Here is a 20,623-nt window from a genome sequence, read left to right on the forward strand (position 1 = left end):
ACTTACGCTTGTATCTGCAACGTCCCCATCATGCCGCGATCTTCGTGATCGAGAATGTGGCAGTGGTACACCGTTTTGCCAGGATAGTCGCGAAAGGCGATGCGGATGCGGGCCGTTTCACCGGGGGCGACATTCACAATATCCTTCCAAGCACGATAAGGTGCGGGCTCACCGTTGCGAGCCATGATTTGAAACTTATTGGTGTGGACATGGAAGGGATGAGCCATCATGCCGGTGTTGATGATTTCCCACTCTTCCACCGCGTTCAGAGCAACTTGGGTGTCGATGCGATCGTGGGCAAAGGGTTGGCCGTTAATCAAAAACACCATGCCGCCGCCCATACCCATACCCATGCCGCCACCCATGCCGTGATTCAGCGTGAACTGTCGCACCTGCTGCGGTTCTGGCAGGGGCTCTACCGCAATCAGTTGGTTGGGCAATGGCGTGTCCTGGCGATCGCCCTCATAAACCACCGTCGCAATGGCTTCCAGTCCTGCCTCGCGGCGACCTAGTTGGTCCGCGTTCCTCGGTGTTTCGGGGGCACCCATCATACCGGGGCCACGCCCCATGCCGCCCATCATGCCAGGGCCGCGTCCCAGGCCACCCATCATGCCCTGCGCCGGATTAAATGCGCGATTCAACAGGCGATAGGAGCCGGGCGTCTGATCACCCCGCACGAGCACCTCCGCCCGCTCGCCAGGAGCCAGTACCAGTTCATCCAGTTCCACTGGGGCCGCGATCGCCCCGCCATCCGTCGCAATCAGATGCAGTGGATGATTTGCTAACGACAGGGCAAAGAAGCGCGACGACGATGCATTTAACAAACGGAGGCGCAGCAAGCCGCCGGGTGCGATCGCCACCGATGGATTGAACTGCCCATTGACCGTCAGCAAGTCCCCCACCCGGCCCGTCATTTGGGCCATGTGCCCCGGCTCCGGAATGGCACCGTTCGCGGTCAGGGCAAAATCCTTAAGCACCATAAAGGCTTCTTGCGCCGCCTGAATTTCGGGAATCTCGTCCAGTTGCCCGCGCACGACAAATAACCCCGCCAGACCGCCAAACAACTGTTCTGCCACCAAGCCATGCAAATGCGGGTGATACCAAAAGGTGCCCGCCGGATGATCGGCAGGAATCTGAAACTCGTACTGGTAGCGCTCTCCGGGCGGAATTTCCAGAAACACATTGTCCGCAGTGCCCGTGGGGGGAATGTGGAGGCCGTGATAGTGCAGATTAGTGGGTTGATCGAGTCGATTGTCAAACTGCAAACGCACGGTATCGCCGGGGCGAGCCTCAAGTCGGGGGCCAGGCATTTGGCCGTTGTAGGTCAGCAGAGACGCGGGGCGATCGCCCAACTGCACCGTCTGTGGTCGCGCCTGCAACGTCGCTTCCAACAATCCGCCTTGGCTCTGATACACCTTGGGCGTGGCGTCCATGGCGTTGCCCGCGTTGCTCGTGCTGAGCTGACCCAGCCAAGGACTCCGAGCACACCGAGGCGCGATCGCCGCACTCGCTCCGACCAAACCCCACTGTAAAAATCGTCGGCGTTGCATACCGTATCCGCTCAACTTACTTCTTTATTTAGGAAGTGGACAATCTAGGCTGATGCCCAACAGGCTTTTCAAGGCCATTACGCTCAGTCTAGACACTCCAGTAGACTGCAGGGTCTATAGTATGGGCGAAGTCAGGCAAATTGCTGGGAGCCATCTTGCGTTGGGTATCGCGATTAACACTCGGAGCCGCTGGACTGCTGACGGTATCAACCACGCAATTGGCCGTGGCCCATACCGGACACCCCCACGGCGAAGCCGCAGACACCCCCACGGCGGATACCCCGACAACAGACACCCCAGAGCCAGAATCCCACTCGTCACCGCTGCATGCGGATGCCCTGGTACAGGAAATTGCGCATCCCTATGGGGCGGTGATGGTGCCAGCGGTGCAGTTGGCAGAACAGGTCGACTTCACCGCGATCGCGGCCCTCACCGATGACAGTCCGATAGCTCAGCTCGCCTCTCCAGAAGGGTTGGTGGGCTTGGGGGAAACACTGTTCTGCCTTATGCTTGGCACTCCGCTGTTGCTGTATCTGGCCCGCGATCGCGGCTCCACATCCGCTTAATTGATCCATCCATCCACGCCCTGTGAGGACTGCCCGCATGAATCGCCTACAAGTGCGCCAACTGCACCGTTTTCTGGCCCCGATCATGATGGTGCCACTGCTCTTGACCCTGACGACCGGAATGCTCTTTCAGCTGGCGATCGCGCTGGGCAAAGGCAGCGACTTTGTCTGGCTGCTGGCCCTGCATCGCGGCAAATTTGGCAGCATTAATCTTGAACTGGTCTATCCCTTTCTGAATGGTTTAGGATTGCTGACACTCGTGGTCACCGGCATCCTCATGTGGTGGCGTGGACCGCGATCGCGGCGACGGTCTCTGCGCCCATAGCAATCCGCATGTCACCGTCGTTCGCGTCATGGCCCAACCCCAATTAGCAACGTACTCACAAAATTTGCCCCTGATCAAACCCGATGAAAAATCCTTTAGCCTCTCTCCGTTTTTGGTTTTTAAGCGCGATCGCCGCTGGCCTCGTGGTGAGCGCTTGCAGCATGGCGAATCCTGGCGGACAGAGCGCGATCGCCGCTGAACTCACCGTTTTTCGCAGTCCGACCTGCGGCTGCTGCAGCCTGTGGATTGACCACATGAAGGAAGCCGGATTTACAGTGCGCGATGAAGTCACGGAAGACATGACCGCCATTAAGCAGGAATATGGCCTGCCGCAAAATCTGGCTTCTTGTCATACCACCATTGCCAATGGCTACGTGATTGAGGGGCACATTCCCGCTGCCGATGTCCAGCGCTTGTTGACAGAGAAGCCTGACATTGCTGGCATTGCCGTGCCGGGCATGCCCATCGGCTCACCCGGTATGGAGTCGGGCAATTATGTCGAGCCTTACACTGTCTTTTCTTTCACCGACACGGGCGAGACAGCTGCCTTTGCCGAGCATTCCTAATAATCTGTCAACTGATTGAATGTGAAGCGGTGTCGGCTAGGCAGAACGGCGATGACCTCAATCCCCCCTGCGACCGACCATACAGGGGTCTAGAAGCGCCCCGGGTCCTTGCGGAAGCCTCGCCTTGGACCGTAGTGAGCAACTGCCATACTGGTCAGGAGTTCCGGCTTCTACGATGAATGCCTGTAATATAAACCCGGATCGCCCCCGCAATCTGTGATTGGTCACGTTTGCCTGTCACCGCTTTGATGGGCACTCTGGGCTGGGCGCTGCTTCCTCGCCCTTGGATAGAGCAGTGATCGTCGTGCGCGATCGTACAATCTTTTTTGCTGGCAGGGGTTAATCACCAAACTGGGTTTAGCACGCTCTCGACTTCTTTCTTTTTGCCGTGTATTTTTATGTCTCAACACAGCTCTGATTCGGGCCTGATGACAACCAAGTCTCAAACTGCGGACGAGGCCACGGGGCTGGGAACCTTTGGTGGGGTGTTTACCCCCTCAATTCTCACCATTTTGGGGGTGATCATGTACCTCCGCTTTGGTTGGGTGTTGGGACATGTGGGCCTAGCCAATACGCTGCTGATTGTCACCATTTCCACCAGCATTACGTTTTTGACGGGGCTCTCGATTTCCGCGATCGCCACCGACCAAGTCGTGCGAGCAGGCGGCGCCTACTACATGATCAGTCGCTCCCTCGGCATCGAAACCGGGGGCGCGGTCGGTATTCCGCTCTTTTTCGCCCAGGCGCTATCAGTGGCCCTCTATACCCTGGGGTTTGCCGAGAGTGTGGTGCGCATTTTCCCCAACCTCAATTTGACGCTGGTGGCGCTGATCGTCACGGTGCTGGTGACGGTGCTGGCGTTGCAGTCCGCCGAAATCGCGATCAAAGCCCAGTACTTCATTATGGCGGCGATCGCCCTCTCGCTGGTCTGCCTGGTCTTTGGACATTCGACCGAACCCACCGCCGCCGCCGACTCCGTAGAAGTCGGCTCCGTGGGCTTTTGGGAGGTGTTGGCGGTCTTTTTCCCAGCAGTGACGGGCATTATGTCCGGCGTCAACATGTCCGGCGATTTGAAGAATCCGTCGCGGGCAATTCCGGTGGGGACGCTCGCCGCCATTGGGGTAGGCTATCTCATCTACATGCTGATTCCGCTGACCCTCTATTTCCGGGCCGATCCGGCTTCCATGATTGCTGACCCGCTGATCATGCGCCGCATCGCCCTATGGGGTGACTCCATTTTGCTGGGGGTCTGGGGCGCGACCCTGTCGAGTGCGATCGGCAGCATTCTCGGGGCCCCCCGCGTATTGCAGGCCCTGGCCCGCGATGGCGTGATCCCCAAATCGATGCGCTGGCTCGGCAAAGGCGAAGGCCCCAACGACGAGCCCCGCTTGGGCACCTTGTTCACCCTGGGCATTGCCCTGGCGGCGGTCACCATTGGCGACCTGAATTTGATCGCTCCGGTGCTGACCATGTTTTTCCTCACGACTTACATGGTGCTCAATGTGTCGGCAGGTATCGAGGGCTTTCTGCGCAGCCCCTCCTTTCGCCCCACGTTTAAGGTGCCGTGGATTCTTTCGCTGCTGGGGGCGGTGGGCTGCATCAGCATCATGTTTTTGATCAACGCCGTGGCGACGGTGGTGGCGGCGGCGATCGTCCTCGGCATTTATCTCTGGCTCGAACGGCGCGAAATTGAAGGCACCTGGGGCGATGTGCGTCAGGGTGCGTGGATGACCCTGATTCGCACGGGCCTGTTTCGCATCAAGGGGCCGCTGGATTCCAAAAACTGGCGACCGCATTTGCTCGTGTTCTCCGGCGCGCCGACCAAACGCTGGCACTTGCTGGATATGGCGGATGCCCTCACCCACAAGCGGGGTCTCTTCACCGTGGCGAGTGTGCTGCCCGAGGGCAGTCGCGACGTGGGTCGGCAAGAAAAACTGGAAGCCACCTTACAGGATTATTTGGAAAAGCGCGGGATTCAGGCGTTTGTGCGGCTGGTGACGGCTCCCGATCCCTTTCAGGGGATGAAGCAGTTGATCGAGGCTTACGGCATCGGGCCGTTATTGCCCAACACGATTTTGCTGGGGGATACGGAAAATCCTGAGGGGCGCGATCGCTTCAGCGATCTCGTCGCCCAATGTCACCAGGCCCGGCGCAACGTGGCGATTTTGCGTAGCAGTCCCGAACAGTTCACCTTGGTACAACGCCGCCCGGCGCGCTTTCGCCGCATCGACGTGTGGTGGGGCGGTCTGCAATCCAACGGCGGGCTGATGCTGATTTTGGCCTACCTGTTGAGGACGAGTTGGGCCTGGCGCAATGCCGAGATTTGTCTCAAACTCGTCGTCCCCGATGCCGCTGCCGCCGAATCCGCCGAAAAAAACTTGGAGGGCTTGACGGAGAGCTTGCGAATTGGGGCAGTTTCTCAGGTGATTGTGTCGGAAGGGCGATCGTTCGACGAAATTTTACTGATTTCCTCGCAGACGGCGGATCTCGTGCTGCTGGGGCTCGCGACCCCCGATGCGGTGGATAGCTTTACTGACTACTACGCCCAGTTGCAGCAGCGCATTACCCCGTTGCCTAACACGTTATTGGTAATGGCCTCGGAAGAGCTCGACTTTTCGGATGTGTTGCAAAAGGAATAAGTTGAGGCGTTCCCCAGCGATGCAAACAAGCGCGGCGGCAATGCTTAGCGGCATAAAGGTGTGATGGCAGAACAATCAACTGGGACACTCTGGGGCATCAGTGCCGGGCCCGGCGACCCCGAATTGCTTACCCTCAAAGCGGCGCGACTGTTGCAAACCTGTCCCGTGGTGGCGTTTCCGGCGGGACGACAGGGACAACCCGGCGTGGCGCAAAAGATTATTCAGCCCCTGCTGGCTCCTGAGCAAGTGCAACTGCCGCTGACGTTTCCCTTTGTGCAAGATGCGGCAGTGCTCACCGCTGCGTGGTCACAAGCGGCCCAAGCCGTATGGTCATATCTAAAAACGGGTCAAGACGTGGTGTTCGCCACCGAGGGGGATGCCAGTTTTTACAGCACGTTTACGTATCTGGCGCAGACCTTGCAGCAACACCATCCTGAGGCCAAGGTAGCCACGGTGCCCGGAGTCTGTTCTCCTTTGGCAGCGGCGGCCCAGTTAGGTCTGCCGCTCACGATCTTGCAGCAGCGGCTGCTGGTGTTGCCCGCACTGTATGCGATCGCTGACCTCGAAACCGCCCTGGATCAAGCCGATGTCGTGGTCTTGATGAAGGTGGCGTCGGTGTATGCCGAGGCCTGGCAAATTTTGCAGCGTCGGGATTTGCTCGCCCATAGCCGCGTGATTGTGCGGGCGACCCAGATCGACGAGCAAATTTATACGGATTTGAGCGATCGCCCCCACCTGGATCTACCTTATTTTTCGCTCATGATGATTAATTGCGATCGGTCATCTTCTGCGCTGCCCGCAACACAGCGTCCAGATTTCCGTCTAGGATAATTATCGCGTCTGGGCTTAAGGGAGCGATCGCGTTCATGACTGCCAACTCACCTTTATCGTCACGATTTAACTGGCGACAATTCCTCCAACCGACCTGGTTAGCCGGAGCTATCTCAGTGGGATTCCACGGCGTCTTGTTTGCCGCTGGCCCGACGTTTCCGAGTCTCGGGTTTGAGCAACTGACCGAAGCGGATTTGGAAGCGGAACGCCGTAACGTGCCCCTGGTTGAGCTGACAGCAGCGGAACAAGAGCGGCTGCCAGACTTTTCGAATTCTTTCTACAACTTCGACGAGTTCGGTAGTTTAGATCCCCTGTCGCCCCTCTTCGAAGGCGATAACTCGTCAGGCGGCGATCGCGTCATCAATTCCGAACCCTTATTATCTCCAGGGCGCAACAATTCCCCGCCGTCAGCCTACAATCTACCGTTTAACATCAGCGGCATTGGCCGACCCCGCTCGCCGTTCCCGCTGTCGGGCGGCAAGCCGCCGATCGGCAGCACCGGCACCGAGCCGGCCAATCCAGACGCCGTGACACCCGGCGGAACGACGCCCAATCAGCCCCCTGGTGCAGCGGCTCTCCGTCCTGATGATGATGACTCAAGCCCCGTTTCACAAGCAGAGGCTGAGGCGATCGCGGCGAATAGCAACCCCACCGATACCCTACCCCTCGAAGAACGTTTGCAGGCGTACACTTTTGACGCGGACAGGACGAATATTGATCAGGTCAATGACAGCTATGGCGAGTGGTTAGACACAGGCGAAACCTTTGCCCGAGATTTAGAAATCGGCGACGCCGACGCCATTGGCAGCGCCTTTGAATCGGCGGCAACCGCCGGGATCTTGACGCCAGTCTCAGACGAGGATGAAACCACCGATCCGGAAGAGGCGCTAGTGGCAGGTATCATTCGTCGCCCCCTCACTTTAGAAATTGAACATGATGCGGGGATCTGTTTGACCAAAGAACCGCAAAAGGGCTTGATCGGTGCCTGGGTGAGTCCGGCGGGCGAATTATTGGGAGAACCCACTGTGATTCGCAGTACGGGGTATCTGGGCCTCAATCAACAGGCCATTGCCTATATCGAAACTCTGGATTTTTCCACTGTGGAAAGCTTCACTGGCTACCAGTTTGAGGTGTTGGTGGCCTACGAGCCCGGCAACTGTGTTGAGGTCGGCAACCGCAGACCCAGAACACCGGGAGCAGATGCAGCCACCGAGCCGGAACGAGATACCGCTGAAGAAGATAAACCGACAAGTCTAGACAAGCTGCGATCGCCCGCCGCGACGGAGGAACGCGATCGCCCTTCCAATGCTGAGTCGGCAACGGCAGACGAACCTAATAGCCCCGCAGCGCCCTCAGAAGACGCTTCATCTGAAGACTAAAAGTTCTGTAAGCGACTGATAGACGAGAGCGGTGCTCGTCTCGATTTTCCCAAAGCCGCTGCCTACCCATAGAGCAATCCACAGTCAGGTGTCGAGAGCCCCAAAGTTTGAATGGGAATTTAATCTAAGTGTGGACAGCCGTCTCGGCTGTCCCGGGACAGGCAAGATGCAAAACTTGGATTTGTTAAAATCCTCCGTCCTCATCTAATCCCCTCGTTTTTCTGGCAAGGAGATGAGATGAACGGAGCTATCTGCCAACAGCTATACGAGCAAATACACCTCACGTCTGACGACCGACGCCCCATCCGCATTGTGAACGCAGCACGAGTTACCAAAATAGATGGTTGAGCCAATTTTGTAAGGGTTTCGCCCCAGCAGGCTCCTGATAGTCGCTGGCTAAGAGGTCGAGCATGGCCGTTTCGAGTTGACTCAGCGCATCGTCAATGTCGGCTCGTTTGGGACGGGTGTGTTGGCCCAAGGTCAGCGGGTCACCAAAGCGTAGGAGCAGTCGTTTGCGAAGAAAGAGGGTTTTAGTCCCCGCGATCGCCACGGGCACAATCGGCACCCCCGATCGCATGGCATAAATCACCGTGCCCCGTTTCAGCGGCAGATGCAGCTGACCTTCCTGCCCACCCAAGCGCCCCTCAGGAAAGAGCATCAGACCGTCCCCCCGCTGCAAAATCGCCTGCACCGCCTGGTCGATCTGGCGCATTTGTTTGATGGAGCTGCCGTTCGGCACATCAGCTTTAATCGCGTCCGCCAGTTCTTTCAGGTCGGGGCGATCGCTCTCTGCTTGATGCATCACGGCCACTTCTTCTTTCCACCAGCGTTCCAGGGGAATCACGCCCCCTGACTGGCCGACCACCCAGCGTTTCCAACGCTTGTTATACAGCGTGCGAGCATCCCCCAAGATGTAGTAATACGGGTGAGGAGGCACCGCCGCCAAAATCAAAAACGGATCGAGGTGGCTGAGGTGATTCGCCACCAGCACCACTGGCCCCTGGGGAATCTTCTCGGGTGACTCCACCTCAACGCGAAATAGCAGCCGAATAAAGCGTTTTAGCAACCAATGGCGAAAGCGCCCGCTCACCCGAGGGTCGGCCTGCCCTTGAGCCACCGCCGCAATTTGAGTGAGGGCGGTTTGCGTGTGGTGCTGGACTTTGGGATTGCGAGCCGCTGCTAACCCCTCGCGCACTCGCTGCACGACGTCAGGGGTCAACTCCACAGACTCGATCTCGGCTGACGGCAATTCCGCCTCAGTTGGCTTCGTCATGCTCGATTGGCCGATTTCCTATCGATTGGCTGCGTTGATTTCATCCAAAATAGCCTGAGCCCCTTGCCCTCGAACGCTTTTGGCAAGGGCAGTGCCCATCGCTTCCGCTTCGCTAGGAGCCCCTTGAATTTGTTCTTTAATCAAGGTTTGTCCGTCCAGGCTAGCAACCAAGCCCGTCAACGTCAGAGTCTCGCCGTCCAACACGGTGTTGACGCCGATGGGGACCTGACAGCCCCCTTCCAATTCACGCAAAAAGGCTCGTTCGGCCAAGCAGCGATAGGCCGTCTCGCTGTGCTCTAAGGCCTTGATGACATTGAGAATGTCGGTGTCGCCCTCGCGGCACTCGATACCTAAAGCCCCTTGACCGACCGCATGGAGGGAAATGTCAGCGGGAATGTTTTGATGAATGCGATCGCCCATCCCCAGTCGTTCCAGACCCGCAACCGCGAGAATAATGGCGTCGTATTGACCTTCATCGAGCTTGCGCAGGCGCGTGTTGAGGTTGCCGCGAATGTCTTTGAAGGTGAGGTGAGGAAAATGGTGACGCAGTTGCGCCAGACGTCGTAGCGAAGAAGTCCCCACCACAGCACCTTCAGGTAGGGTGTCGAGCTGCTTGTCTTGATGCTTTTCGTGAACGACCAGGGCATCAGCGGGGTCTTCCCGCTCGGTAATGCAGCCCAGCATCAACCCTTCGGGCAAACGGGTCGGCAGGTCTTTGAGGGAATGCACGGCAAAGTCAATATTGCCCTGCAACATGCCATCTTCCAGTTCTTGGGTAAACAGCCCCTTATCCCCAATTTTGGACAAGGAGACATCTAATACCTTGTCGCCCTGGGTATCCATAGTCGTGACTTCAAAGGTCAGGTCAGGGAACTGTTTTTGCAACTCATCCCGGACCCAGTAGGTTTGCACGAGGGCCAATTGACTCTTGCGAGAACCAATGCGGATGGTGCGGGTCGGAGTAGCGGTGGGCGTTGGAACCGTGGAAGTCATGGAAACTTATGGGCTTGCTAAAGTCGTCTAGGGATTGATATTGCGCAGAAAAACTGCAAGATCTTAAGACTACCGCAATTGTTTCCTCTTTCTGGTTTGGTAAGGGGACTGTAAACGAACGTGAAGTTGCTTCGCAATCATGGCAAACACCCATTCTCGATCTTGGCGTCGCTGGCTGGTGGCGATCGCGCTCACTGCGACTAGTTGGGCGGGGCAACCACGTCTGGCTGAGGCCCAGCTAGCCCCCAGCCTCGTGGAGCAGTTTCTCTCTGATCCAGAGTTTTCGGAACCGCGCGATCCGCTCCTGCCTGAGTTTGCGGTGGAACGTCCCTTGAGTCCGCTCGAAAGGCGGGAGCTCGCGGCTGAACTTGATGAACTCGCACTGGAGACTGAAGCCCGTTATCTCGAAGAGGGAGCAACGGAAGAGGTAGTGATCGACTGGATGCGGGAGGTACGACTGCGGCGCATCTTAGGGATTGAAGCAGAACTCGCAGCCATTCAACGGGTGGGACTGCGCCTGTGGGAAAATTCACAGGCCGATGAAGTGCAATTGCTGAGTCTGCGATTGCAAGAAATTCAGGCCGAATTGCTGGCTCAACCAGTGCCCGATCTGGAACTGATTGGCGAATTAGTGGCGGCTTTTGAAGTGCTGCGAGATGTGGATGCGGCCGTAGCGGTTTATGAGATTTTGCTGGAGCGAGCGGTGCAAGCGGGCGATCGCGAAGCCCAGCAGCAGATTCTCGAAAACCTCGCGAGTCTGCGAGAAAGTTGGTTTCGGTTTGCGCCCGCTGCGGCGACCTATGAGGCTCTGCTGGACTTTGCGGATGAAGACGATTTACTGGCAATCGAATATCTCAAAGGGGTGATTCGCAATTATCAAGATTTGGGCGAGCTCGCGACGACCATTGAGTATCAACGTCGCCTGGTGGGTAAGTATGAAGAGACGCTGCAACCACAGCCGATACCGGCGCTCACACTCGCGATCGCCCGCAATTTTCGCGATCTTGAGCAGCTCACCGAAGCGCAAAACTACTATTCCGCCACCTACTCTGGCGCGTTGGCGCAAGCGCAAACGGATGTGGCGAGCGACGCGCTGCAAGATTTGGCTGCCCTGTACCTAGCGGATGACCAACCCGAAGATGTGCAGTATCTGTATGAACAGCGCTTAGCCGTGGAACGGCTCTCGTATAACGGGTATGGCCTGATGCAGACCTTTGATCACTTAGGCCAACTTTACGAGGCGCAAGACTTGCCAGATAGCGCGATCGCGGCTTACAAAGAAGCCCTGATCATTGCCGAGCATTTGCACCATCGCGAACGCTACTTTAAGCTGCGGCTGCAAACGCTGCTGTTAGAGCAAGGTCGCCTCGAAGTCTTGCCATTGGTCAATCACCTGGCTAGTCCGGTGGAGCCACTGCGAGATCCGACCCTTTGGACGGGCAATCAGCGTTCATAGACTACTGACCTGTCGCTGAGCCCCCATCAGCCTTCGGCTTCGATTTCAGCTAAGGCATAGCGGGCGATCGCGAGACTCAGTTTTGCTTGTTCCATTTCCGACAGGTCGGCCCAATCAGCCGCCCGAACCGACTGCACAATGGTGTCAACCGACTCGGTTTTGCCACTACGCATCGCCATCGCCATGGGGCGGGCTACCACTTGCAGGTCGTCTACGGCTAAATCTGTCAGCACTGCCTGAGTCGCAGTCACCAGTTGGTCCATCAGCGACTGACCATTGTGCGCCACAGCTTGCACCTGCGTCGCTAACTGCGCCAGCAATGCCTGCGGCATACGAGTCCCGAACTTTTGAGCCAGGGTGGTCAGCAAGCTACTATCCGCCGACTCCCATAAGGCAGCCGCTAACGCTGAGACCTGCGACCATTGTGAAGCGATTTCGAGGTCGTCACCGAGTTCATCCGCCACCGCTTGCTCGAGTTGGTCAAAATATTGAGAGGCGGCAGGGCTATATGGATGCCAAGGCACAGTTGGGGTCGAGCCTAAAACGGAGTGCAGCAGATCGAGTTGGGCTTGCTGCTCAGCATTGCTGGGAATGGCAGGATTAGTGGACTCACTCATGGGTATGCTCTCAATAAATGGATGCACCGATATGAACTACATGGGCGCGATGATGGTCAAAATAGCCAGCAATTTCATTGGCTGAGATTAGCTACAAACGGGCTTCCAATGGTTCCGCATAAAACAAAATAAAGTTGCCGTTAAAGAAAACATGAGTCGGCACTACAGATTTATGGCTGATGTGACTGACCGGGAACTCAAAGCCACCTGCGAATGGCGATCGCCTACTGACCAAGCACTATGCACCTGAGTTTTCATAACTGTGGAGCCACTTTACCAAATCCTGCTTTTTTGCACAGAGGGGTTAGCCCTACCCCTAGAAACGCCCGTATTGCTGGGTTAAAGCAGGTGATCAATATGACAGAGTTAGGGGATGTTACGGAACTTTACTCTGGATACTGGTTGACTGCATCGTATGGCCTCAGAGGACAAAACCGCACAGTGTCCTTCATACAGATGATGGATTTGAGCACTCCCCCCAACCGACAGTAATCACCACCGCTTTCAACTTTCATCACTGGCAACTCCCAAGAAACACTTAATTTGTGCCCGAAGCCTTTGCACGGCTACCACAGAGACTGGTCGAGACTTCGACGGCTCTGAGTTCCATGAGTTTGTTTGGGCTTTCCTTACCAGATGGGCTAACATCCCTCACAATAGATAAATAGTTGTCAAGTTTGCTTGCGCCAGAATTGCCCATCGTCCTATGCCTACATCTCAGTCTCAGTCCGTGGTGACCCGTGGAGCGGATATTCGCAAAACCTTCCTAGAGTTTTACGCGGAGCGGCAGCACAAGATCTTGCCGAGTGCGTCGCTGGTGCCTGAAGACCCGACCGTATTGCTGACGATCGCGGGCATGTTGCAGTTCAAGTCCATCTTTTTAGGACAGCGACAGGCGGAAGTTGATCGCGCCACCACTTCGCAGAAATGTATCCGCACGAACGACATTGAAAATGTGGGACGCACCGCCCGGCACCATACGTTTTTTGAGATGCTGGGCAACTTTAGCTTTGGCGACTATTTCAAAGAGCAGGCGATCGCCTGGGCGTGGGAACTCTCCACCGAAGTCTTCCAACTACCGGCGGAACGGCTGGTAGTCAGCGTCTTTCGAGAAGACGACGAAGCCTTTGCCATCTGGCGCGACCAGATTGGAGTGCCGCCCCACCGCATCCTGCGCATGGATGAGGAAGACAACTTTTGGACCTCCGGCCCCACCGGGCCTTGTGGCCCCTGCTCAGAAATTTATTACGACTTTCATCCCGAACTGGGGGACGACGAAATTGATCTGGAAGATGACTCGCGGTTTATCGAGTTCTACAACCTGGTCTTTATGCAATACAACCGGGATGCCGAGGGCAACCTGACGCCCCTGCAAAAGCAAAACATTGATACGGGGTTGGGCCTAGAGCGCATGGCCCAGATTCTGCAAAAGAAGCCGAACAACTATGAAACCGACCTAATTTTCCCCATCATTGAGACGGCGGCGAAAATTGCAGGGCTGGACTACGCCCAGTGCGACGAGACCACCAAGGTTTCCCTCAAGGTGATTGGCGACCACGTGCGGGCCGTTGTGCACATGATTGCTGATGGCATCGCGGCGTCGAACGTCGGGCGCGGCTACATTTTGCGGCGACTGATTCGGCGGGTGGTGCGCCACGGGCGACTGATCGGCATTGACGGCGCGTTTGTAAATCAGGTGGCGGAGACCGCGATCGCGATGTCGGAAGACGTCTACCCCAATGTGCGCGATCGCGAGACCGCCATTAAGGGGGAACTGGAGCGGGAAGAAGCCCGCTTTTTAGAAACGCTGGAGCGCGGCGAAAAGCTGCTGGCGGAGATTTTGGCCAAGCAGCCTCAACAAATCTCAGGGGCCGATGCGTTCGTCTTGTACGACACTTACGGGTTCCCGCTGGAACTGACCCAGGAAATCGCCGAAGAACAGGGGCTGACAGTGGATGTCACTGGGTTCGAAGCCGAGATGGAGCAGCAGCGCCAACGCTCGAAAGATGCCCACGAAACCATTGACCTGACAGCGCAGGGCAGTTTGGATGCCTTAGCTCAAAGCGTTCACTCGACGGCGTTTTTGGGCTATACCGACCCGGTGAGCACCAGCAAGGTCGAGGCGATTTTGGTGGCAGGCATTGCCCAAAATGCGGCGGAAGCGGGAACCGAAGTGCAGATCGTCATGGATCAGACGCCGTTTTATGCGGAGTCCGGGGGCCAGATTGGCGATCGCGGCTACCTCTCCGGCGATAACGTCGTCATTCGCGTGGAGGATGTCCAGAAGGAAAGCGACTTTTTCCTCCACCTGGGTCGCGTGGAGCGGGGCACCGTGCAGGTGGGCGATCAAGTCACCGCTCAGATTGACCGAGCCTGTCGTCGTCGCGCCATGGCCAACCACACGGCCACGCACCTGCTGCAGGCGGCGCTGAAAAAGATCGTGGACGACACCATTTCTCAGGCGGGGTCACTGGTGGCCTTTGACCGGATGCGATTTGACTTTAACTGTCCTCGCGCCTTGACGGCTGAAGAAGTTCAACAGGTCGAAGAACAGGTCAACACCTGGATTGCCGAGGGTCATGGGGCCACGGTGGAAGAGATGCCCATTGAGGAGGCCAAGCAGCGGGGCGCGATCGCCATGTTTGGCGAAAAGTACGGCGCAGAGGTGCGCGTGATCGATTTCCCCGGCGTGTCGATGGAGTTGTGTGGCGGCACCCACGTCAGCAACACAGCAGAAATTGGCCTGTTCAAAATCATTTCAGAAACGGGCGTGGCGTCGGGCATTCGTCGCATTGAGGGCGTCGCCGGGCCAGCAGTATTGGATTACTTGAACGTGCGCGATACCGTCGTGCGTGACTTGTCCGAGCGCTTCAAAGTGAAGCCGGAAGAGGTGCCCGATCGCATTACCAGCTTGCAAACGGAACTCAAGTCTTCCCAAAAAGAACTGGAGGCGCTGAAGTCAGAATTGGCCGTAGTCAAGTCAGATCAGCTGGTCGATGACGCAGAAACGGTGGGCGGTCTGAAAGTGCTCGTGGCAGAAATGCCCGGAGTCGCCCCCGATGCGCTGAAGACCGCAGCGGAACGGCTGCAGCAAAAGCTCGGTGAAGGCGCAGTGGTACTCGGCTCGGTGCCAGAGGAAGGCAAAGTGAGTCTGGTCGCCGCATTCAGTCCCAAAGTGATTGAGCAAAAGTTGCAGGCGGGTAAGTTTATTGGCGCGATCGCGAAGCTCTGTGGCGGTGGCGGCGGCGGGCGACCCAATTTGGCCCAAGCCGGTGGCCGCGATGCGTCGAAACTACCGGAAGCGCTGACGACTGCCAAACAACAGCTGCTGGACGCCTTGGGTTAATCCTGCCAGGGCTTCATCCTCATGATGGGAACCACCGCCGTTATGGTGGCGATGTCGTCGCGTCGATTTTTGGGAGGGCCACCGAGGGGTGGGAGGGCGATCGCCCTTTTCGGCAACCCCAGAGCCAGTGCCACAGCGGCAGCAAATACAAGTACACCGCGTAGGGAATAAAGCTGGCATCGGCGAGGATTACGGTTGCGGGCACCAACCCGGCAATATTCCAGGGGATGAGCGGGGCAATGACCACGGCGGAATTTTCAATATCCACCGCGAGGGTATCGGCCTTGGCTTGGGTCGCGACGTAGTGTGGTTGCGTGATCTGTTGAGTCAGCAAAATGGCAATCGTCTGGGTGCAGCCAAACGCACTGGTGAGCACACTCGCTAAAACCGTACTGCCAAAGCGTCCCCGAGGGCTCGACCATCGCGATAACAGTCGCCCCACCCGGTCAAAGGTGCCTTGTCCCGAGAGCAAGCCCGCCAACGCCGTAGAAACGAGGACGACACTGCACACCCGGGCCATCGGCCAGAGCCCGCCCCCTTGAAAAATGAGACTGAGGTCATGATCCTCGGGGAGACGGCTCCCCCAGAGTAAGGTGGCAGCGACGTGACCGAGGGATTGCGATTGCAGGGTCAGGGCTAGGGCGATCGCACTACCCAAACTGATCCACAAAGTCCGCAGTACGGGGCATTGCAGCAACGTCAACACAATCAGCAGCACCGCTGGCAGCAACGTCAATGGTTGTACGACAAATGCAGTTGGAATCGCTGTCACCAGCGCCTCATCCACCACAGTCAGCGGGTGCAGCCGAGAGGCCCCAGCATAAATGATCGCTGACACCAGCAGCGGCACCCAACTGGTCTGCACCATGCGCCACAGATTTTGGGCAACAGCGGTATTGGTAATGGCCGCGACTAAATGAGCGCTGGATGACATGGGCGAGCAGCGATCGCCAACATAGGCCCCGGCAATAATGGCCCCCGCCGTCCACCCTTCCGAGACTCCGGCCCCCCGCGCCATAATCATCAACGCCAGACCAATCGTGCCCGCACTGCCAAACGACGTGCCCAAGAGGGTAGACACCAGAGCCGTGAGGCCAAACGCTGAGACCAAAAAATATTGCGGATGCAGCCACTGCAGGCCGTAATACACCAGCGTTGGCACGGTGCCTGCGGCTAGCCAACTTGCCACGACCGCACCAATTAACAGCAAAATGCTCAGCACGCCTGCCGATTGTCGAATCCCGGCAAACAGGTGCTGTCGCAAGACCGATAGTGGGGTCCCCCGCCGCCAGTAGACCGTTGATAGCAGTCCCAAGGTAAACAGCAGCGGCCACACAATCAACACGCCACGATGCACTGCGATTAGCAGAGTCATAAAGGCCAGGGCTAGGGCGATCGCAATATCCATCAAAGGGCATCCTCAGGCCAAGACTACGCCCCACTATCCAGCGACCAATCAGGGACCATAGCCAATCCGTTTTCCGGTAACAATCCTAGTCGATTGGCACGATTGCCCCTGGCCGCTGCACCCGCAAGCCTGGGTCGATCAGCAGGCGGCTGGCGACCGCGAGCAAACCTGAGTCAAGGATTGCAACCGGGCGTCAGTGGAGGCCCCAAATCCGCGTAAAATTGACAGTTAATGATTCGTTCGGTGGCGATCGCGCATGAAGTCATACCTGGCAGCAGCGGTACAAATGACCAGCGTGCCCGATTTAGAGAAAAATCTGGCCCAAGCTGAAGACCTGATTGATCTCGCGGTGAAACGCGGGGCCGAGTTGGTCACCCTTCCAGAAAACTTTTCGTTTTTAGGCTCAGAGGAAGACAAGTCCGCACGAGCCCAGGAAATTTGCGATGCCAGCGAGCAGTTTCTCAAAAAAATGGCCCAGCGCTACCAAATCACCTTGCTGGGTGGCGGCTATCCGGTGCCGGGGGAGGGAGGCAAGTTCTACAACACGGCCTTGCTGGTCGATGCCGATGGCAGCGAGTTGACCCGCTACGAAAAAGTGCATCTCTTTGATGTCAACGTGCCCGACGGCAACACCTATCGAGAATCCAGTACAGTAATTTCGGGACAATCCCTGCCTGCCGTCCATCCGTCTAAGCATCTGGGCAATTTGGGCCTCTCCGTCTGTTATGACGTGCGCTTTCCCGAGCTATATCGTCATTTGTCCCAAATGGGAGCCGAAGTCATCATGATTCCGGCGGCCTTTACGGCCTTCACCGGCAAAGACCATTGGCAAGTACTCCTGCAAGCGCGGGCGATCGAAAACACGTCTTACATCATCGCCCCGGCTCAAACCGGCTTCCACAATAGCCGCCGACAATCTCACGGTCACGCCATGATTATTGACCCCTGGGGCATCGTGCTCGATGATGTGGGCACGGATGTGGGGGTTGCGATCGCCGAAATCAATCCCGCCCGGCTCGCTCAAGTCCGGCAGCAAATGCCATCGTTGCAACACCGTGTCTTCATCTAAACCAGTGGCTCAGCAGAGTGGAGAAGAGTGAACCCGCCGCGACCTGACCGACATCACTGGTCGAAAAAACTTTTTTAGGTAGCCTTTGCGATCGCGGTATTCGATCAATTTTGAGTGCCGTCTATTTTTTGCCAGACTTGAGGCGGATAGGGCACCGACTCCAAGCCATTAATAAGTTCGCATAAGTAGGCAGCATTCCTGAACTTTGTTGTCTATTTTTCTAGCATTCAAAGTCTTTTAATCATCCAGGAAAATTGGCACACCAGACAAACAAAAATCTTATGGGATCAATTGATTGATATCAGCTTATTAATGCAATTAAAAATCGAAATTCATCTCGCAGAATATAAACATATTTGAATTTATATTCTTCCTTTGTGAACAAAACTTTCAAAGTGTAGGGTCTAGAAAAGATAATTTTTAGGCAAGCCACCTGTATGGAAAGCCTATCAAACGGGCTTTTTTGCAGAGGCCATAGCCCTCACCCAAGGGTAAATTAATCCAGCTGAGCAGCCTGGATTCAACAGTCATATCGGGCGATCGCTTGCTTGTGGAGCATATTCTTCGATGGATGAACATGGTCTGCTGGGAGGCATTTTGCCCAATGGCTTTAATCGTAACTATTGATGAAACGAGTTCCAAAACAGTTTTGATAAGGAGACGCTAGTGGTTCTGCAACAATTGACTTATGCCCCCAGTAGCCAAAATCAGCGAGTTAAAAACTTTGAGGTGCCGGGGGATGAGTACCCCAGAATGTTTTCTGGCGACAATCTACTGGACGACAATGGCGAAGTCCAAGATCTGATCTCTGCGGCCTATCGCCAAATCTTTAATGAGCAGCAATTATTAGCAAGCAATCGCCTGCCCAAGTTAGAGTCACAACTCAAAATGGGACAAATCACCGTCAAAGAGTTTGTCCGGGGACTGTTGCTTTCCTCGACGTTTCGAGAGCGTAATTTTGATGCGAATAATAACTATCGGTTTGCCCGCATGTGCTTGCAGCGCGTGCTCGGGCGTGAACCCTATAGCGATCGCGAAATCCTGTCGTGGTCGATCGTCATTGGCACCAAAGGCTTAGTGGGCTTTGTTAACGGGCTCTTAGAAAGTCAGGAATACCTGGATAACTTTGGTGAGCACATTGTGCCCTATCAGCGGCGGCGCATTTTGCCCCAACGGCCTCAGGGAGACGTGACCTTTGCCCATATGCCGCGCTATGCCGAAGATCACCTGGCCCAACTGAAAGCTCTGGGCTATGACTTCGATCGCGATCATGTACCGGGTGGTTATCGCTGGTCGTCGCAACCGTCTCCGGTGCGCTGGCAATGGCAAAAGCCGCCTTATTCACCTGTGGTGCGACGCATCGGGGCAGGCATCACGATCTTTGGGGCGAGCGCGATCGGCTTGATTTTGGCCGCCGTAATTCTGTCATGGTTTGGCTGGCTGCACATTTAAGCTGACTGTTTGCCGCCTTGCAGGAGGCTAACTGTAGTGCATTCCCTGGCGTTACCCCCTAGTCGATGATGCGCGGCTGTGGCGGTAACGTCAGGGATTTTTCGTTTAAAACAAAAAGTTGGGTAGAAGCTTCTTTGCAGAAGACTTCCCCCAACTAGTGCTCAAGGAGCACACGCGAGTCTACAGGATGTTTTTATGATGGCGGGCGCTTGATGATGTGACCACGGGGAAAAACTCAGAAAAATTCAGGTGTTGTCCAAAAGTGATGAAATTTGCCGGCCTGCTCAACCGCAACGCTCGGTAAAGCGGCTTTATTCTTCTGGCCCGGGCCGGATAGGATATGCCTGGTAGCAAAATCTTGGCCTGTTAGCATTCTGAGCGTCAGAAATGAGTGATCAAAATCTTGTGAATAGTGGTGTCCGCTCGGTCATGGGCGTCAGAGAAGGGGCGACGGATAAAACCGTGCAGACCGATCTGGCCAATCCCAAGTGGGATCGGGCCGCCACGTTGAATTATGTCGGAGCCACGATCGCCCAAATCAGCGTGATGACAGCTCTGCTGTGGTTCATGGACTTGGGGTTTGAGCGGCTGCCGTTGGCGACGCTGCCTAGCTGGAGTGCGACGGCGATCGCCGTTGCCTTTTTCGCATTTATCACGTTGCGATCGCGCCTCTTCTCTCTGCTGGACAATACGCGCAACAGTGGACGCTATAACGCTATTCAGCGACCGGGGTGGGCACCGCCGCCGCTGGCTTTTCCCATTGTATGGATGAGCATTGCGGTATTGCGGGTGGTCTCGGCTTACCTGGTGTGGTCAACGTTGGGACAAACGTTCCTGTGCTGGCCCTTGGTGCTTTACATGATTCACCTGAGCTTAGGCGATACCTGGAACACGATTTTCACCGTGGAAGGGCGATTGGGCCATGCCGTGCCCGTGGTGATAGTCGGACCACTGCTCTCAGTCATTGTGGTCACGGTGAGCTATTACCTCACCCTGCCGCTCGCGGGGTGGATCATTGCGCCATCGGCGGCATGGCTGGCGATCGCCACGGTGCTCTGCATCAGTCTCTGGCGCTTAAATGGAGTAGAGCCGCTGTATCCGGTGGTAGCCAAGGCGAACTAACACGGGCTCTAGGGGACGCTTCCCTGTCGGA

Annotated in this window: 16 protein-coding genes; 11 read left to right on the forward strand and 5 right to left on the reverse strand. The window is 56.4% G+C overall.

Translation table 11 applies throughout. The annotated features are described in order from the left end of the window. Positions 1–2 precede the first annotated feature (2 nt). Positions 3–1,550 (reverse strand): multicopper oxidase family protein, encoded by a 1,548-nt coding sequence (locus DYY88_RS01370; RefSeq protein WP_039724643.1) that lies wholly within the window; start codon positions 1,548–1,550, stop codon positions 3–5. Positions 1,551–1,705: 155 nt separating this feature from the next. Here DYY88_RS01370 and DYY88_RS01375 point away from each other — a divergent pair, with 155 nt between their 5' ends. From DYY88_RS01375 to DYY88_RS01400, 6 genes are all read left to right on the forward strand, one after another. Further along, positions 1,706–2,116 carry a hypothetical protein gene (locus tag DYY88_RS01375; protein ID WP_130199292.1) on the forward strand — a complete coding sequence of 137 codons (411 nt, stop codon included), beginning with the start codon at positions 1,706–1,708 and terminating at the stop codon, positions 2,114–2,116. 37 nt (positions 2,117–2,153) lie between these two features. After that, positions 2,154–2,441 (forward strand): hypothetical protein, encoded by a 288-nt coding sequence (locus DYY88_RS01380; RefSeq protein WP_039724640.1) that lies wholly within the window; start codon positions 2,154–2,156, stop codon positions 2,439–2,441. 83 nt (positions 2,442–2,524) lie between these two features. Beyond that, positions 2,525–3,007 (forward strand): DUF411 domain-containing protein, encoded by a 483-nt coding sequence (locus DYY88_RS24605; protein WP_084606892.1) that lies wholly within the window; start codon positions 2,525–2,527, stop codon positions 3,005–3,007. 428 nt (positions 3,008–3,435) lie between these two features. Beyond that, entirely contained in the window at positions 3,436–5,646 is a 2,211-nt protein-coding gene (locus tag DYY88_RS01390) for an APC family permease (protein ID WP_039724639.1), read from the forward strand. Between the two features lie 63 nt (positions 5,647–5,709). Further along, positions 5,710–6,477, forward strand: a complete 768-nt coding sequence (locus DYY88_RS01395; protein ID WP_044150299.1) for a precorrin-2 C(20)-methyltransferase — start codon at positions 5,710–5,712, stop codon at positions 6,475–6,477. Between the two features lie 35 nt (positions 6,478–6,512). Next, a complete protein-coding gene (locus DYY88_RS01400; protein WP_130199293.1) occupies positions 6,513–7,856 on the forward strand; it encodes a hypothetical protein in 1,344 nt (447 codons plus the stop codon). Positions 7,857–8,184: 328 nt separating this feature from the next. Here DYY88_RS01400 and DYY88_RS01405 read toward each other — a convergent pair whose 3' ends face one another. Together DYY88_RS01405 and hemC are read right to left on the reverse strand one after the other, a co-directional pair. Further along, positions 8,185–9,129: a lysophospholipid acyltransferase family protein gene (locus DYY88_RS01405; RefSeq protein WP_039724637.1), complete on the reverse strand. Its 945-nt coding sequence runs from the start codon at positions 9,127–9,129 to the stop codon at positions 8,185–8,187. 18 nt (positions 9,130–9,147) lie between these two features. Beyond that, positions 9,148–10,122, reverse strand: a complete 975-nt coding sequence (hemC, locus tag DYY88_RS01410) for a hydroxymethylbilane synthase (RefSeq protein WP_044150301.1) — start codon at positions 10,120–10,122, stop codon at positions 9,148–9,150. Between the two features lie 139 nt (positions 10,123–10,261). On the opposite strand from hemC, the gene DYY88_RS01415 reads away from it, so the two are divergent. Continuing rightward, a complete protein-coding gene (locus DYY88_RS01415; protein WP_039724636.1) occupies positions 10,262–11,578 on the forward strand; it encodes a tetratricopeptide repeat protein in 1,317 nt (438 codons plus the stop codon). Between the two features lie 26 nt (positions 11,579–11,604). Here the strand turns inward: DYY88_RS01415 and DYY88_RS01420 are convergent, their stop codons facing one another. After that, positions 11,605–12,195 (reverse strand): hypothetical protein, encoded by a 591-nt coding sequence (locus tag DYY88_RS01420; RefSeq protein WP_039724635.1) that lies wholly within the window; start codon positions 12,193–12,195, stop codon positions 11,605–11,607. Between the two features lie 706 nt (positions 12,196–12,901). Here DYY88_RS01420 and alaS point away from each other — a divergent pair. Continuing rightward, positions 12,902–15,541, forward strand: coding sequence for an alanine--tRNA ligase (gene alaS, locus DYY88_RS01425; protein ID WP_039724634.1), 2,640 nt, complete (start codon positions 12,902–12,904; stop codon positions 15,539–15,541). A 40-nt stretch (positions 15,542–15,581) separates the two neighbouring features. Here alaS and DYY88_RS01430 read toward each other — a convergent pair whose 3' ends face one another. Then, positions 15,582–16,949 (reverse strand): Na+/H+ antiporter NhaC family protein, encoded by a 1,368-nt coding sequence (locus DYY88_RS01430; protein ID WP_052288131.1) that lies wholly within the window; start codon positions 16,947–16,949, stop codon positions 15,582–15,584. Positions 16,950–17,205: 256 nt separating this feature from the next. Between DYY88_RS01430 and DYY88_RS01435 the strand changes: the two genes are divergently transcribed. From DYY88_RS01435 to DYY88_RS01445, 3 genes are all read left to right on the forward strand, one after another. Continuing rightward, complete coding sequence (locus DYY88_RS01435; protein ID WP_039724633.1) at positions 17,206–18,018, forward strand: carbon-nitrogen hydrolase family protein; 813 nt, start codon at positions 17,206–17,208, stop codon at positions 18,016–18,018. Between the two features lie 666 nt (positions 18,019–18,684). Beyond that, entirely contained in the window at positions 18,685–19,470 is a 786-nt protein-coding gene (locus DYY88_RS01440) for a phycobilisome rod-core linker polypeptide (RefSeq protein ID WP_039724632.1), read from the forward strand. A gap of 387 nt (positions 19,471–19,857) precedes the next feature. Next, positions 19,858–20,592 (forward strand): TspO/MBR family protein, encoded by a 735-nt coding sequence (locus tag DYY88_RS01445; protein WP_039724631.1) that lies wholly within the window; start codon positions 19,858–19,860, stop codon positions 20,590–20,592. Positions 20,593–20,623: the final 31 nt, after the last annotated feature.

This window comes from Leptolyngbya iicbica LK, from assembly GCF_004212215.1.
GTDB classification, from domain to species: domain Bacteria; phylum Cyanobacteriota; class Cyanobacteriia; order Phormidesmidales; family Phormidesmidaceae; genus Halomicronema; species Halomicronema iicbica.